General features: G+C 68.8%; 14 protein-coding genes. 6 read left to right on the forward strand and 8 right to left on the reverse strand.

What is annotated here, in order from left to right; all coding sequences use genetic code 11:
• Nucleotides 1–219: 219 nt before the first annotated feature.
• From FG323_RS07790 to gap, 5 genes are all read right to left on the reverse strand, one after another.
• Entirely contained in the window at nucleotides 220–861 is a 642-nt protein-coding gene (locus FG323_RS07790; protein WP_141453959.1) for an HAD family hydrolase, read from the reverse strand.
• On the reverse strand, nucleotides 858–2,033 hold the full coding sequence (locus FG323_RS07795; RefSeq protein WP_141453960.1) for a phosphoglycerate kinase: 1,176 nt from the start codon (nucleotides 2,031–2,033) through the stop codon (nucleotides 858–860). Before FG323_RS07795 ends, FG323_RS07790 begins: the two co-directional genes overlap by 4 nt.
• A 70-nt stretch (nucleotides 2,034–2,103) precedes the next feature.
• Nucleotides 2,104–3,483 (reverse strand): DUF3999 domain-containing protein, encoded by a 1,380-nt coding sequence (locus FG323_RS07800; RefSeq protein ID WP_141453961.1) that lies wholly within the window; start codon nucleotides 3,481–3,483, stop codon nucleotides 2,104–2,106.
• The gene (locus FG323_RS07805) at nucleotides 3,480–6,209 is read right to left on the reverse strand and encodes a DUF2339 domain-containing protein (protein ID WP_141453962.1); all 2,730 of its coding nucleotides are present in this window, start codon (nucleotides 6,207–6,209) and stop codon (nucleotides 3,480–3,482) included. The genes FG323_RS07800 and FG323_RS07805 overlap by 4 nt, the downstream gene beginning before the upstream one ends.
• Nucleotides 6,210–6,429: 220 nt before the next feature.
• Entirely contained in the window at nucleotides 6,430–7,434 is a 1,005-nt protein-coding gene (gap, locus tag FG323_RS07810; protein ID WP_141453963.1) for a type I glyceraldehyde-3-phosphate dehydrogenase, read from the reverse strand.
• Between the two features lie 245 nt (nucleotides 7,435–7,679).
• On the opposite strand from gap, the gene FG323_RS07815 reads away from it, so the two are divergent.
• Genes FG323_RS07815 through FG323_RS07840 form a run of 6 tightly spaced genes read left to right on the forward strand, consistent with a single transcriptional unit; the run spans nucleotide 7,680 to nucleotide 11,822 of the window.
• Nucleotides 7,680–8,303 (forward strand): OmpW family outer membrane protein, encoded by a 624-nt coding sequence (locus FG323_RS07815; protein ID WP_141453964.1) that lies wholly within the window; start codon nucleotides 7,680–7,682, stop codon nucleotides 8,301–8,303.
• 43 nt (nucleotides 8,304–8,346) lie between these two features.
• Nucleotides 8,347–9,159 carry a S1/P1 nuclease gene (locus FG323_RS07820; protein WP_141453965.1) on the forward strand — a complete coding sequence of 271 codons (813 nt, stop codon included), beginning with the start codon at nucleotides 8,347–8,349 and terminating at the stop codon, nucleotides 9,157–9,159.
• A gap of 23 nt (nucleotides 9,160–9,182) precedes the next feature.
• Complete coding sequence (locus tag FG323_RS07825) at nucleotides 9,183–9,680, forward strand: hypothetical protein (protein ID WP_141453966.1); 498 nt, start codon at nucleotides 9,183–9,185, stop codon at nucleotides 9,678–9,680.
• A gap of 52 nt (nucleotides 9,681–9,732) precedes the next feature.
• Complete coding sequence (modA, locus tag FG323_RS07830; RefSeq protein ID WP_141453967.1) at nucleotides 9,733–10,491, forward strand: molybdate ABC transporter substrate-binding protein; 759 nt, start codon at nucleotides 9,733–9,735, stop codon at nucleotides 10,489–10,491.
• A 9-nt stretch (nucleotides 10,492–10,500) separates the two neighbouring features.
• Nucleotides 10,501–11,193: a molybdate ABC transporter permease subunit gene (gene modB / locus FG323_RS07835; RefSeq protein WP_141453968.1), complete on the forward strand. Its 693-nt coding sequence runs from the start codon at nucleotides 10,501–10,503 to the stop codon at nucleotides 11,191–11,193.
• Nucleotides 11,193–11,822, forward strand: a complete 630-nt coding sequence (locus FG323_RS07840) for an ATP-binding cassette domain-containing protein (RefSeq protein ID WP_141453969.1) — start codon at nucleotides 11,193–11,195, stop codon at nucleotides 11,820–11,822. The genes modB and FG323_RS07840 overlap by 1 nt, the downstream gene beginning before the upstream one ends.
• Here FG323_RS07840 and FG323_RS07845 read toward each other — a convergent pair.
• The 3 genes from FG323_RS07845 to FG323_RS07855 are packed head-to-tail and all read right to left on the reverse strand — an operon-like array spanning nucleotide 11,819 to nucleotide 14,332.
• Nucleotides 11,819–12,373, reverse strand: coding sequence for a hypothetical protein (locus tag FG323_RS07845; RefSeq protein WP_141453970.1), 555 nt, complete (start codon nucleotides 12,371–12,373; stop codon nucleotides 11,819–11,821). The two genes, FG323_RS07840 and FG323_RS07845, sit on opposite strands and share 4 nt — an antisense overlap.
• Nucleotides 12,370–13,974 carry a TonB family protein gene (locus tag FG323_RS19845; RefSeq protein WP_255470101.1) on the reverse strand — a complete coding sequence of 535 codons (1,605 nt, stop codon included), beginning with the start codon at nucleotides 13,972–13,974 and terminating at the stop codon, nucleotides 12,370–12,372. Before FG323_RS19845 ends, FG323_RS07845 begins: the two co-directional genes overlap by 4 nt.
• Nucleotides 13,964–14,332, reverse strand: a complete 369-nt coding sequence (locus FG323_RS07855) for a BlaI/MecI/CopY family transcriptional regulator (RefSeq protein WP_141453971.1) — start codon at nucleotides 14,330–14,332, stop codon at nucleotides 13,964–13,966. The genes FG323_RS19845 and FG323_RS07855 overlap by 11 nt, the downstream gene beginning before the upstream one ends.
• Between the last annotated feature and the right edge of the window lie 66 nt (nucleotides 14,333–14,398).

Genomic DNA, 14,398 nt, shown 5'->3' on the forward strand with positions numbered 1-14,398 from the left:
ACCGCACGGGCACTGCAATGATCCACGCGGACGCATGGCATACCGCACGTCGGCAGGCGTGGCGCGGCCCTGTGCGGGATTCGCGGAAACCGCTGTTTTACAGCGGTTTCATGGACTCTACGCCGATGCCGATACTGGTATTTTTTTGGTCTCGTGAACACACCGGGATGCTGCGATCGCACCCTGGTTTGCGCGCCGGTCCGCGCGTGCCCGCGATACTCAGGCCAGCAGCGTGCGCAGATCCGGTGGTCGCGTGGCGAGGTGATCGGCGCCGGCCTGGCGAAGTTCCTCCTCGCCGCCGAATCCCCACAGCACGCCGATATTACGCATGCCGTGATGGCGCGCGCCGTCGATGTCCATGTGGCGATCGCCGATCATCCGGCACTGTTCCGGTGCCAGCGACAGGCGGCGCATCGCCTCGGCAATCAGCTCCGGCTTGTGGCTGAGGCTGCCATCGATGGTGGAGCCGATGACATCCTCGAAGCGATGGCCGAACGGCAGGTGCGCGATGATCTTGCGCGCATGCGGTTCGTTCTTGGCGGTGACGATTGCCAGGCGATGTCCCTGCGCGTGCAGCGCCTCCACCGTTTCGCCGATGCCCTCGTAGACTTCGTGCTCGGCCCAGCCGTGCGACTCGAAGCGGGTGCGATAGTGTTCGACCGCCCGTTCCACCTGCCGCGGCTCCTTCAGCAACGGACCGAAACTGGTGCGCAGCGGCGGGCCGATCCAGCGCCGCAGTTCGGCGTCGGCCGGCACCGGATGCCGCAGTTGCTCCAGTGCATAGGCGACACAGCGGGTGATCCCGACGGCGGAATCAATCAAAGTACCGTCGAGATCGAAGAACAGGGTCTCGCGCGTCACTGTCCGCGGGCCTCCAGCGCGGCCACCGCCGGCAGGGTCTTGCCCTCGAGGAATTCCAGGAACGCGCCGCCACCGGTGGAGATGTAGCTCACCTCGCCAGCGATGCCGTACTTGTCGACCGCGGCCAGGGTATCGCCACCGCCGGCAATCGAGAACGCCGGCGACTGCGCGATCGCGCGCGCCAGCGCCTCGGTGCCCTTGCCGAACGCATCGAATTCGAACACACCGACCGGGCCGTTCCACACCACCGTCCCGGCCGAACGGATCAGCTCGGCGTAGCGCTGCGCGGTCTGCGGGCCGATATCGAGGATCAGGTCATCGGCGGACACCGCATCGACCGCCTTCACCCCGGCCGGCGAATCGGCCTTGAATTCCTTCGCCACCACCACGTCGGACGGCAGCGGGATGTCGGCGCCGCGCGCCTTGGCGTCGGCGTCGATTTTGCGCGCGGTGTCGAGCAGATCCGGCTCGTACAGCGACTTGCCGACCGCATGACCGGCGGCGGCGATGAACGTGTTGGCGATGCCGCCACCGACGATCAGCTGATCCACCTTGCCGACCAGGTTGGACAGCAATTCCAGCTTGGTCGAGACCTTGCTGCCAGCCACGATCGCCAGCAGCGGCCGGGCCGGCTTGTCCAGCGCCTTGGCCAGCGCGTCCAGCTCGGCCATCAACAGCGGACCGCCGGCCGCCACGCCGGCGAAACGGATGACGCCATGGGTCGAGGCCTGCGCGCGGTGCGCGGTCCCGAACGCATCCATCACGAACACGTCGCACAGCGCGGCGTACTTCTTCGACAGGGCCTCGTCGTCCTTGCCTTCGCCCGGGTTCATGCGGCAGTTTTCCAGCAGCACGATCCGGCCCGGCTTGACGTCCACGCCGTCCACCCAGTCGCGCACCAGCGGCACGTCCACGCCCAGCAGTTCCGACAGCCGCGCGGCCACCGGCGCGAGCGAATCGGCTTCACTCCACACGCCTTCCTTCGGCCGCCCCAGGTGCGAGGTGACCATCACCGCCGCGCCCTGCTCCAGCGCCCGCTTCAGCGTCGGCAGCGACGCGGTGATGCGCTGTTCGGAAGTGATCCGGCCATCCTCGATCGGCACGTTGAGATCCTGTCGGATCAGCACGCGCTTGCCGGCGAGGTCGAGGTCGGTCATGCGGACGATGGACATGGGCATTCCTTCGGGGCGGGGAAAGACGCCTATTGTCCCGGCTGCGCGCGGGCGCGGCAAACCGTGGGCCTCAGTCCGCAGGCGGAGGCTTGCGCAACAGGCTGAAGGCGAATCCCGCCACCAACAGGGCGCCGGCCACCAGCAGCCCCCACAGCAGCCAGGCCTTCCAGTCGCGCTGAGCCGGCGCGGGCGTCAGCGCGGCGTCGCCGGCCAGCGCGCGCGCCTGGCCCAGCGTCGCCACCGCCGGTTGCCAGGCCGGGCCGCGCTGGCTCCGTAGCGCGGCGACTAGTTCCGCCAGCGGCGCATCCACGCGGCGGGTGCGCGCACTGCCGGCCGCGAGCGCGAACGGCGGTTCGCCCTGGCCCACGAACACCAGCGTCTCGGGCCGATAGCCCAGGCGCAGGCGGGGCGGCTCCGTCTGCGCGCCGCGCGCGCCGGTCAGGCGCCAGTGGCGATCCCGCCGCATACCGTCCAGCGGCTGCGGCGGCGAGGCATCGGTGCGGTCGCCCGACTGCAGCCGGTACGCCACCCACGGCGACGCCGCGGGACGCCAGGGCGACGCGGGATCGTCGCGCGATTCCAGGGTCCACGCGCGGGTGCTGTTGCCGGGCAGCAGCACGTCGGCGCGCTCCACCGGAAAGCGTCCGGGCAGGACGAATTCGTAGCGCACGGCACCATCGGGATCCTCCGTGCGCGTTCCCGCCAGTTCCTGCCAGGCCCAGTCGGGCTCGCGGGCCGCCGTCGCCAGTTCGACCTCGATCCGCTCCAGGCGCAGCGGCGAGCCTGCCACCAATGGTGCCAGCCGCAGGTAACGCGCTTTCGCCGGCGCCAGCTCGATGCGATCGCGCATGACCCGCTGGCCCTGGTTCTCCAGTTCGACCAGATGCCCTTCTTCCTGCACGGTCTGCCAGTCACGCAGGTTGTCGGATGCCATCACCCGGTAGGCGCGATCGAACGGCGCCTGTCCCGCGCCCCAATGTACCCGCAGCGCGACCGGCACGGCCTCCAGGCGACTGGCATCGATCAGGACGCCGCCGTCCTGCGCATCGGTGCCGCGCAGCTCGACCCGGCGCAGGCTGCCATCGGTGGCGATCTCGCTGATCGCGGCGATGTCGCGCGACGCAGCGCCACTCATCACCGGCAGGGGAAACCAGGGCAGCGCTTGCCAGTGGGCGGTGGCGGCCTGCGGACGCTCGGTTTCGAGCAGCGCCGTCGGCACCGCCTGGCCGCGCGCATCGAACACTTCCAGATCCTTCAGATCCGGCGACTGCACCTGCCGGTAGACGGCCGCATCCAGCGTCACCCGGTAGGCGCCCGCGTCGGATTGCGCGGCGTTCAACGGCCACTCGCGTGCATAGTCATCGCGGGATCCGGCCAGCGCCTGCGCGGCCACCAGCAAGGCCAGCAGGGCGAGCGCGGCCTTTGCCGCGCGCGATGTGATCGGGGTCATGCGTGTTCTCCGTCATTCTCCGGGCCGGCCACGCGCGGCGGCGCGGGCGCGAGATAGCCGACCACCGTGCACAGCAGGCCATAGGCGATGAAGGAAGCGATGCCGAGCACATCGCCCAGATTGCCGCGATCCACCAGGATCAGTTTCACCAGCACCACACCCATCAACACGGCGCCGGCCAGCCACAGGCCGCGCTGGCCGCGACGCGAGCCGGCGATCCAGCCGATCACGCCCAGCACGCTCCACACCACGGTCAGGCTGGTCTGGGCCAGGCCCGTGGAAATCAACCGATCGTTCCAGGCCACGCCACCCCAATGGTGCACGGCATGCAGCACGACCGAGGTGATCAGCGCGAAACCGAGCAGCGCGAGCGCCATCGGCCGCCACTGCCGCAGCAGCTCCGGCGCCTGCGGCGACCAGGCCCAGCATGCGAACAGGACGAAGACCGCCAGCTGTGCCAGTTCCAGCGGATTGAGCAGCGGCACCCACGGCAGCGGCGATGCCGCGCCGGCCAGCCACAGCGATCCGAGTCCACCGATGCCCAGCATTGCGAACAGCACCACCAGCAACGTGCCGCGATAACCGTCGAAGCGCGCGCCAAGCGGCGCGGCCAGCCACGGCCAGCGGAACAGGCCGAGCGCCGCGGCCACCAGCCACGGCAGTCCGATGCCCAGCGCGCGCCAGCCCTCCGCCAGTTCGAAGCGTCCGCCAACCCATTCCAGCAGCATCGACAGCACCGAGGGCCATACCAGCAGCCACGCGAATTGCGCCCAGCCGGCCAGCGCGTGCTCGCTGGAACGCAGGCACAGCAGGCTGCGCACGCCCATGGCCGCGTACGCCAGCCAGGCCAGCGCGCCGTAACCGGCAAACGGTTGTCCGTGGGCCTGGGTCTGCGCCAGCGCCAGCGGCAGCGCCGCCGCGAGTGCCAGCAGGGTGGTCATCGCGAGTGCGGTCGCGGGACGACGGCGATGCACCTCGGCCGCGATCCAGCCAGTGAACGCGACCAGCACGAGCAGCGCATCGGCGCGCACGTCCCAGGCCACGAACCGGCCAATCTCGTTGATCGCCGTGCCCAGCCACCACGCCATGCCCCACAGATAGAACGCCAGCGCCGGCATCGGCCTGTCGTGCGCCCGCAGCACCCACGCGCTCGCCAGTCCGGCCAGCGCGATCAGCAGCGCGCCCATGAAGGCCGGATTGGCGACGGCGGTATCGGGGAGCACCGGGCTCAGGCCAAGCAGGAACGCGAACGCCGCCAGCAGTTGCAGCCCGGTACCGGTGATCAGCGGCAAACGGCGTTGCTGGTGCAGGCCGAGCCACACCAGCGCCGCGCCTTCCAGCGCGAACACGCTGGCGGTGGCATGCGCCGACAGCGCCAGCGGCACGGCAAGAGTGGCGAAACCGACCGCCAGCACCGCATACGACGGCGCCATCCGTTCGAAACCGCCGCGTCGGCGCAGCGCCGCTGCCAGCAGTGCGTACAGCGCCGCCAGTCCCAGCGCGTTGAACGCCAGCGGCAATCGTTCGCCCTGCAGCAATCCCGCCTGCAGCGAGAACGCGACCAGCGGCGTACCGAACACCAGACAACCCTCGACCAGCCCGCGCCGCCCTTCCGGCTGCCGGCGCGCGTACAGCAGCGGGATGATCAGGTAGAACGCGAAGAACAGCAGCAGGAACGGTTCGGTGGTTGCGAACTTGGCCGGCTGGTAGTCGAGCACGCCCCAGGCTGTACCGATGCCGAAAGTGAAGACGAAGCCCAGCAGGTTGAGGATGCGCCAGGGTTTCCACCAGGCGACGCCGAGAATCGCGGCGTTCAGTACCGCGTAGTACGAGAACAGCGCGACATGGTTGCCGCTGCCGGTGGACAGCCAGATCGGCGCCAGGAACCCGGCGAGGATCGCGAACACGGCGAGCGCCTTGGCGTTCTGCAATACCGCCAGCGCGCCGGCGCCCGCGATCAGGATGACGCTCAAGGCAAAAGCGGGCGTGGCTTCCAGCAACTCATAGCGCTTGAACGCGGCGAACACCGTCAGCAACAGGATGCCGATGGCGCCGCCCTGCAACGAAAGCGCGAAGCTGCGATTGCTTTCGCGCTTGCGCCAGGCGAACACCAGCGCCGCCAGCGATGCGGCGGCGATGCCGGCCAGGCGCAGTTCGATCGGCAGGCGCAGCCAGCCCTGATCGCTGGCGTACTTCAGCAACGCCGCCACGCCGGCGAACAGCACCAGCACGCCGATCTTCACCGGCACGTTGCCGACGGTGAACCAGCGCTTGACCGCCCGCAGCCCCAGGCTGATGAAATCCGGGCGCGGCGGTTCGGCGGGCGCGGAAGGCGCCTGTGGCGCACGCGCGGACGCGGCGGCGGGCACGGCCACCTCGGCCGGAGGCAGCGGCGGCGGCACCGGTGCGGTCGCGCGTGGCGCGGGCGGCTCCGGGCCGTGCGCAGGCGTGGTTGGACGCGTCAGCTCGGCGAGCGTGGGCGCCGACACGTCGCTTTGCAGCTCCGGCCGGACCCGCTCGGGAACCGGTGCGGTGGCGCGCGGCGCTGGTTCCGTCGCGGGCACGCCCGTGGCGGCTCCCGCTGCCGCGCTTCTCCGCAGCGCGTCCAGCTGCTGTTCCAGCACGGCGACCCGCCGTTTCAATCCGGCCACCGACACCAGCGCCAGAATCAGCAGCACCGGCACCGCCAGCACCGCCACGCCGATCAGGACCAACACTCCCGCCAAGTCATCCATTTCCTGTCCTCGTCAGGGATCCGGCGCGCCGAAAGTCGCGCCGCGGCCGGATTCGCGTCCGCAGCCTCCGGCAAAGCCCGGGGTATTGCAAGAAGCTGGCCTCGGGTCGCCTCCCGCTGGCCAGCCGGTATAACACGACGATACCCATGAACGCGGAAGGCGCCCGCAGGCGCCTTCGCGTGTTGCTTCCGGAAAGTTCCGGTCAGCTCGGTTATTTGCCGGCGACCACGCGGACCATTTCCAGGCACTTGTTGGAATAGCCCCACTCGTTGTCGTACCAGCTCACCAGCTTGACGAAAGTGCCGTCCAGGGCGATGCCGGCGTCGGCGTCGAAGATCGAGGTGCGGGTGTCGCCGCGGAAATCGGTGGCGACCACCTTGTCCTCGGTGTAGCCCAGGATGCCCTTCAGCGCGCCTTCGCTCTGCGACTTCATCTCGGCGCAGATCTCGGCATAGGTGGCCGGCTTCTCGAGTTCGCAGGTCAGGTCCACCACCGACACGTCGCTGGTCGGCACGCGGAAGCTCATGCCGGTCAGTTTCTTGTTGAGTTCCGGAATCACCACGCCGACCGCCTTGGCCGCGCCGGTGCTGGAGGGAATGATGTTTTCCAGGATGCCGCGGCCACCGCGCCAGTCCTTGTTGGACGGGCCGTCGACGGTCTTCTGGGTGGCGGTGGCGGCATGCACGGTGGTCATCAGGCCACGCTTGATGCCCCACTTGTCGTGCAGCACCTTGGCCAGCGGCGCCAGGCAGTTGGTGGTGCACGACGCGTTGGAGATGATCGCCTCGCCCTTGTAGGTCTTGTCGTTGACGCCGTAGACGAACATCGGCGTGTCGTCCTTGGACGGTGCCGACAGGATGACCTTCTTCGCGCCGGCATCCAGGTGCTTCTGCGCGGTGGTCTTGTCGAGGAACAGGCCGGTCGATTCGATCACCACGTCGGCGCCGACTTCATCCCACTTGAGGTTGGCCGGATCGCGTTCCTGGGTCAGGCGGATCTTCCTGCCGTTGACGATCAGGGTGTTGCCTTCGACCTTCACCTCGCCCTTGAAGCGGCCGTGCACGGAGTCGTACTGCAGCATGTAAGCCAGGTAGTCCGGTTCCAGCAGATCGTTGATGGCGACGATTTCGATGTCGTCGGCGAAGTTCTGCACGGCGGAACGCAACACGTTGCGACCGATACGGCCGAAGCCGTTGATACCAACCTTGATCGACATTGCTCGGGACTCCTGCGGCCGCGCCCGGCGCGGCGGGGTTGACGGGGATACCCATTCTATCAGGGCCGGCGCATCCGGCCATGCGGGCCGGTCGGCCAGGCGCCGATGCCGGGTCCATGCCCGCTCCGCACGCGATTTCGCGCCTCTTCACGCGCCATTGATCCGGATCAAGGCGACGCGCCGCGCGGGCGCGGACACTGGCTACATCGATTCACCCACACGTCCCCTCGAGAAGAAGAAGTCCCATGAACAAGCCCCTCGTATCCGCCGTTCTCGCCGTCGCCCTCGCCGGCGCCGCGCTGCCCGCCTTCGCGCAGTCCAAGGGCGACTGGACGCTCGGTTTCGGCGTCCACCAGGTCAACCCGAAATCCGACAACGGCAAGCTGGCCAATGGCGCGCTGGCGCTGGACATCGACAGCGACGTCAAGCCGACCGTGACCTTCGAATACTTCCTGCGCGACAACCTGGGCCTGGAAGTGCTGGCCGCGCTGCCGTTCAAGCACGACATCGAGATCAAGGGCCTGGGCCGGGTGGGCAGCACCAAGCACCTGCCGCCGACCTTCACCCTGCAGTACCACTTCAATGGCCAGGGCAAGGTGTCGCCGTTCCTGGGCGCCGGCGTCAACTACACCACCTTCTTCAGTGAAGATACCCGTGGCGCGCTTGCCGGCAGCAAGTTGAAACTGAAGGATTCCTGGGGCCTGGCCGCGCATGCCGGCCTGGATTTCAAGGTCAGTGAACGCGGTGCGGTGCGCGTGGACGTGCGCTGGATGGACATCGACAGCGACGTCAAGGTCGGTGGCGTGAAGCTGGGCCAGGCCAAGATCGATCCGCTGGTCTATGGCGCGGCATATGTGCTGAAGTTCTAAGGTCGTAACCTCCGGGGCGGGTCATGTCGGTTAAAGTGCCGGCATGACCCGCCCCTTTCTGTTCGCACTCCTCGCTTTCGTCCTGGCCCTGCCGCTGTCGCCTCCCGCGCATGCGTGGGGGCCGCTGGGACATCGGCTGGTCGCGCGACTGGCCGATGCCGATCTGGATCCGCAGGCACGTGCCGAGATCACCCGCCTGCTGCAGGGCGAAACCGATCCCACCCTCGCCGGCATCGCCAACTGGGCCGACAACCTGCGCGAGAACGATCCGGGCCTGGGCAGGACCAGCGCGCGTTGGCACTACGTCAACATCGGCGAACATGATTGCAGCTACCAGCCGGCGCGCGATTGCCCCGATGGCAAGTGCGTGATCGAGGCGATCCGTGCGCAGAGCGCCATCCTCGCCGATGCGACCCGATCCGATGCCGAGCGCCTGCAGGCGCTGAAGTTCGTCGTCCATCTGGTCGGCGACGCCCACCAGCCGCTGCACGCCGGCTATGCGCGCGACAAGGGCGGCAACGATTTCCAGACCAGCTACCAGGGCAAGGGCAGCAACCTGCACCGGGTGTGGGACAGCGGCCTGCTCAACAGCCGCGGACTCGACGAGGACGCCTACCTGCGCGTGCTGCGCGCCCTGCCGGCGCCGACGCCGGACCGCGCCGACACGCTGCCACCCGCTTCGGCCGACTGGGCCAGGCAATCCTGCGCGATCGTGGTCGCTCCCGGTTTCTATCCCGCCCGCGCCACCCTGGACGCCGCCTACTACGAGGCACAGCGTCCGGTCGCCGAACGGCAACTGCGCCTGGGTGGCGCGCGGCTGGCGGCGCTGCTGAACGCGACGCTTGCGGCACACTGATTCCCCGGCCAGGACGCATTCCGATGAATGTCCGACGCATTGTTTCGCTGGCACTCCTGCTGTTCACGTCCACCGTCCCCGCCTGGGCGGAAGATCATCCGCATGCCTCCGCATCCGCCACGCCCGCAGCGGCGAGCCAGTCCATTCCGCTGGATGCGGCCGCACGCAGCGGATTGCCGCGCGAGACGGCGGAGTTCAGCGCGCACGGCCAGCGTCACGCGTGCGAAGGCGTCGCCCTGGTCGCCATCCTGCGGCAGGCCGGCGCGATGTCGACCGAACCCCTTCGAGGCATCGACCTCGCGCGCCGGGTGGAAGCGGTGGCGCGCGACGGCTACCGGGTGACCTTCTCGCTGGCCGAGCTGGATCCCAGTCTGGGCAACCGCCGCGTGCTGCTGGCCGATCGTTGCGACGGCCAGGCCCTGTCGGCGACGGACGGGCCGCTGCGCCTGGTCGTCCCCGAGGATGCGCGTCCGGCCCGCAGCCTTCGCCAGTTGGACACCCTGACCGTCCTGTCCCCCTGAATCCATCCGGAGCCATCCCATGCGCTTCCCCGTTCCCGTTCGCCGAAATCTGATGCGTCTGTGCCTGCTGGCGTTGCTGCCGTGGTTCGCGGCCACCGCCATCGCCCAGGAACAGGCACCGTTGACCGTGTTCGCCGCGGCCAGCCTGAAGGAATCCATGGACGAGGCCGCCGCCGCCTACCAGCGACACACCGGCATTCCGGTACGCGTGTCGTATGCGGCCAGTTCCGCGCTGGCGCGCCAGATCGAACAGGGCGCGCCCGCCGACCTGTTCTTCTCCGCCGATCTGGAATGGATGGACTACCTGCAGCAGCGGGGCAAGGTCGACGCCGCGCAGCGGCGCAACCTGCTCGGCAATCAATTGGTCCTGATCGCGCCGAAGGCGAGCACGCTCCAGGTGGACCTGGGCAAGGCGGGCACGCTCGCCGCCGCGCTCGGCCAAGGGCGGCTGGCGATCGGCCAGACCAGCAGCGTTCCCGCCGGCAAGTACGCCCGCGCGTCGCTTGAAAAGCTCGGCCACTGGAACGGCGTGCAGACGAAGCTGGCGGAGTCCGAAAGCGTGCGCGCCGCCTTGATGCTGGTGGCGCGCGGGGAGGCCCCGTTGGGCATCGTCTACCTGTCCGATGCGCGCGCCGAACCGGCGGTGCGCATCGCGGCCACGTTCCCGGACAACAGCCATCCGCCCATCGTCTACCCGGTCGCGGCGCTGCGTGGCACACGCAACGCCCAGGCGCAGGCGCTGGTGACCTGGCTGGCCTCGCCGCAAGCCGCGCTGATTTTCCAGCGCCGCGGTTTCATCGTGCTGAAGTAGGCCGGCCGGTTGGACTGGTTCACGCCCGAGGAAATCACCGCCATCCGGCTGAGCCTGAAGGTGGCGATCACCGCCGCCCTGGCCAGCCTGCCTTTCGGCGTACTGGTGGGCTGGCTGCTGGCACGGCGCCGTTTTCCCGGCAAGGCGCTGCTCGACGCGGTGGTGCACCTGCCGCTGGTACTGCCGCCGGTGGTGATGGGTTACGCCCTGCTGATGACCCTGGGAACGCAGGGTACGGTGGGCGCCTTCCTGCAACAGCACTTCGGTATCGTGTTCGCGTTCCGCTGGACCGGCGCGGCGCTGGCCTGCGCGGTGATGGGATTTCCGCTGATGGTGCGCGCCATCCGGCTCTCGCTGGAGAACACCGACCGCAGGCTGGAACAGGCCGCGGCCACGCTCGGCGCCGGTCCCTGGCGGGTGTTCTTCACCGTCACCCTGCCGTTGGCCTGGCCCGGCCTGGTCGCCGGCACCGTGCTGGCGTTCGCCAAGGCGTTGGGCGAATTCGGCGCCACCATCACCTTCGTGTCCAACATCCCCGGCGAGACCCAGACACTGTCGTCGGCGATTTACGGGCTGATGCAGGTGCCCGGGGGCGAAGCCGGCATCTGGCGACTGGCGGCGGTCGCGGTGGCGATCTCGCTGATCGCGCTGCTGTTGTCGGAATGGCTCACGCGGCGCCACCGCGGCCGGGAGGAAATCTGATGCTGCGGCTGGACGTGGAACTCCGGCGCGGTGCGTTCCATCGGCGCGTACGCATCCAATCGGATGCGCGCGTGCTCGCGCTCTCCGGTCCATCCGGCGTGGGCAAGACCACCGTGCTCAACGCCATCGCCGGACTGATCTCGCCGGTGGCCGGACACATCGAAGTCGATGGCCGGGTGCTGTTCGACAGCGCGCGCCGCGTCGACATCGCCACCCACCGGCGCCGCATCGGCTACGTGTTCCAGGACGCGCGTCTGTTTCCGCACCTGGACGTGCGCGGCAACCTGCGCTACGGACGCCATGGCCGCGACACACCGGTGCGCTTCGGTTTCGACGCGGTGGTCGAACTGCTCGGCATCGGCGCGCTGCTGGGCCGGCGCACGCGCAACCTCTCCGGTGGCGAGGCCCAGCGCGTGGCGATCGGCCGCGCGCTGCTCTCGCAACCGGCGATCCTGCTGTTCGACGAACCGTTGTCCGCACTGGACCAGGCCCGTCGCGAAGAGTTGATCCCCTACCTGCAGCGGGTACGCGACGAAATCCGCCTGCCGATCGTCTACGTCAGCCATCATGCCGAGGAAGTGCGCCGCCTGGCCGATGCCGTGCATGCGATGGCGCCGGGCAGCGACTAGCGCTTGGCCGACGCCACCTCGCCCTTGCCGTTGCGGAGACTGAAGGTGAAGGCATAGGCCAGCGATACCGGCACGATCCGCTTCTGCACGGTCGCACCCGCGCAGCCGACGCCATTCCAGTCGCGATCGCGGGTGGCGGCATCAGGATAGTCACAGAACATCGCCGGTTCGAACCGCCACTGGTTCACCGCGACCAGCATGGCATCGCGCAGGGACGCGAACTGTTCCGCGGGCGCGCAACCCACCTGGTCCAATGCGGCAACCTTGGCAGGCCTGCCAAGTTCATCGACGACGAACGACACGCACAAAGTGGTGGGCGCCAGTTCGCGCGCGGGATAGTCGCCGGGAAACACCGGCGAGACGTTGTCCTGCGGGACCGGATAGGCGAACGCCTGATGCGCCGCCATTTCATAGCGCGCGCTGCCTTCCAGCATGATCAGGCGGCGCTCGACGCTGTCGATGCGGGTGCTGGAGGAACTCGCGCAACCGGCCAGGCCGGCGATCACCACCACCATCCAGCATGGCGCGAGTGCATGCACGGTACGCCTCATCGCTGCACCATCCACGGTCCATTCCGCGAGGGTTCGACCGGATCGCGTATGGCCTGTTGGGCTAGATCAGCCGGTTCGTCCAGCGAGAACTCCACCGGCACCCGCACCATGGACACCACGGCGCGGCCCGCTTCGATGGCCGGTTCGAAACGCCATCCACGCGCGGCGGCCATCGCGGCCTGATCCAGATCGTCGAAACCGGAGCTGCGCTCGAGGCCGACCTGGCGTACCCGTCCATCCGTCCCGATGACCAGTTTCATCACCACCGTACCTTCATGCCTGCTGGCGGGATATCGCGGCGGTGCCAGCGTGGAATGATCAACGGAGCGGTTCGTCCGGCTGATTGAACCGCTGCCGGTGACCAGCGGCGACGCGGCGCCCTGCTCGAGGGTGACCACCAGTTCGATCGAGAGGGAAGGCTTTCCGTTCTCATCGGCGAGGCGAAGGCTCGCCGACTTGCCGAGTTCGATCACCATCTCGGGGTTTCCCGCCGACTTGCCGGCGACGTCGATATCGGCGATCACGCGGGCATGCCCGGCCGCCATCGTTTCGATCCGGAACCTGCCCTTCCAGGTTTCTCCGGCCTCCGTCTGGCCCGACACCGCGAATGCCTTTCCGGGCTTCTCGCGGATCTCGAACGCACGGGTCGCACCGCCCAGGCTCACCTGCATGGCGATGTGGTACAGACCCTCCTGCGTCGCCGCCGCCGGCGGCGCCGGTTGCGTAGCCCAGGCGCCGTAGCCGACCGCGACCGCCATCGCGGCCACCAGCAGCGTGGCCAGCGCGCGACGACGGCGGGAGGGAAGCTGATTTCCGAGCTGAGCGATCCGCTCCCTGAGCGGATGCGGTGCGGGCCAATGGCAGGCGAGCGGCACCGGGCCGATATCCAGCTGCCCCTTCAGCATCGCCTCGCCGTAACTGCGCCGGGCGCCGGGATACCGTCGGATGACGTCCTCGTCGCAGGCCAGTTCCTGATCGATGCGGAAGCGGCGCGCGGCCAGATGGATCAGCGGGTTGAACCAGTAGACGCAACGCACCACCGACACGAGCGCATTGGCCACCAGATCACCGCGGCTGATGTGGAGGCGCTCGTGGCAGGCGATGAGAACCCGCTCCCGCTCCAGGTAGCGGGACTCGAAATCGGCCGGCACCACGATGCGGGGACGGAACAGTCCGATGGCCGCCGGCAGTCCGCGCGTACTCGTCGCGCTCCACAGCCCATCCCCGCACCGGCGCAGCTCGCCCAGGCCGCGCACGAAGCGGTGCTGTCGCACCCACAACGCGCCCGCCATCGCGACGACGCCACCCAGCCAGGCGACCAGCAGGCATGTTTCCCACATCGAGGACAGGGAGGGCGCCGCGGCCGCGGTGGCCGCCCGCATCGGCATCAGCACCGTGCCCACCGCGTCCCATTCCTCCGCTACTTCGCGCGCGGGCAGCAGCACCGCGAGCGCGGCGACCGGTACGCACAGCCAGGACGCGTAGGCGGCGCCCGCTCCCAACCAGCGCCGGAGTGGCGCACGCAGCAGATACAGGAGCAGGATGACCAGGGACGTAGCGAGCGTGGTCGCCAGCAGCAGGCGCAGGAGATCACCGCTCATCGTCGAGCTCCGCAATCAGCTTCTTCAGTTCGGCGATGTCCGCCGGCGACAGCCGACCCTGTTCGCTGAAATGCGCCACCAGTGGCGCGACCCGCCCGCCGAACAGGCGTTCGAGCATTCCCACGCTCTGCTGCCCTACCCAATCCTCGCGGGGCAGCACGGGCGTGTAGAGGTAACGGCGGCCTTCCTTCCGGGCCTGGATGGCGCCCTTGTTGAGCAGCCGGTTGAGCAGGGTCTTCACCGTCGGCTCGGCCCAGCCTGTCTGCGCAGACAGGGCCGCCAGCACCTCGTCGGCGCCGAGCGGGTGGTCACGCCAGAGCACCTCCATCACCAGGGCCTCGGCATCGCTGATCGACATGACGTTTACACCTGTAAATTTTAATCGATTACGCGCGTAAACAGTTCGCCTGTCAAGCCCCCCGGC

Origin of the sequence: Pseudoxanthomonas sp. z9, assembly GCF_006542425.1 — a bacterium.
GTDB lineage: Bacteria > Pseudomonadota > Gammaproteobacteria > Xanthomonadales > Xanthomonadaceae > Pseudoxanthomonas_A.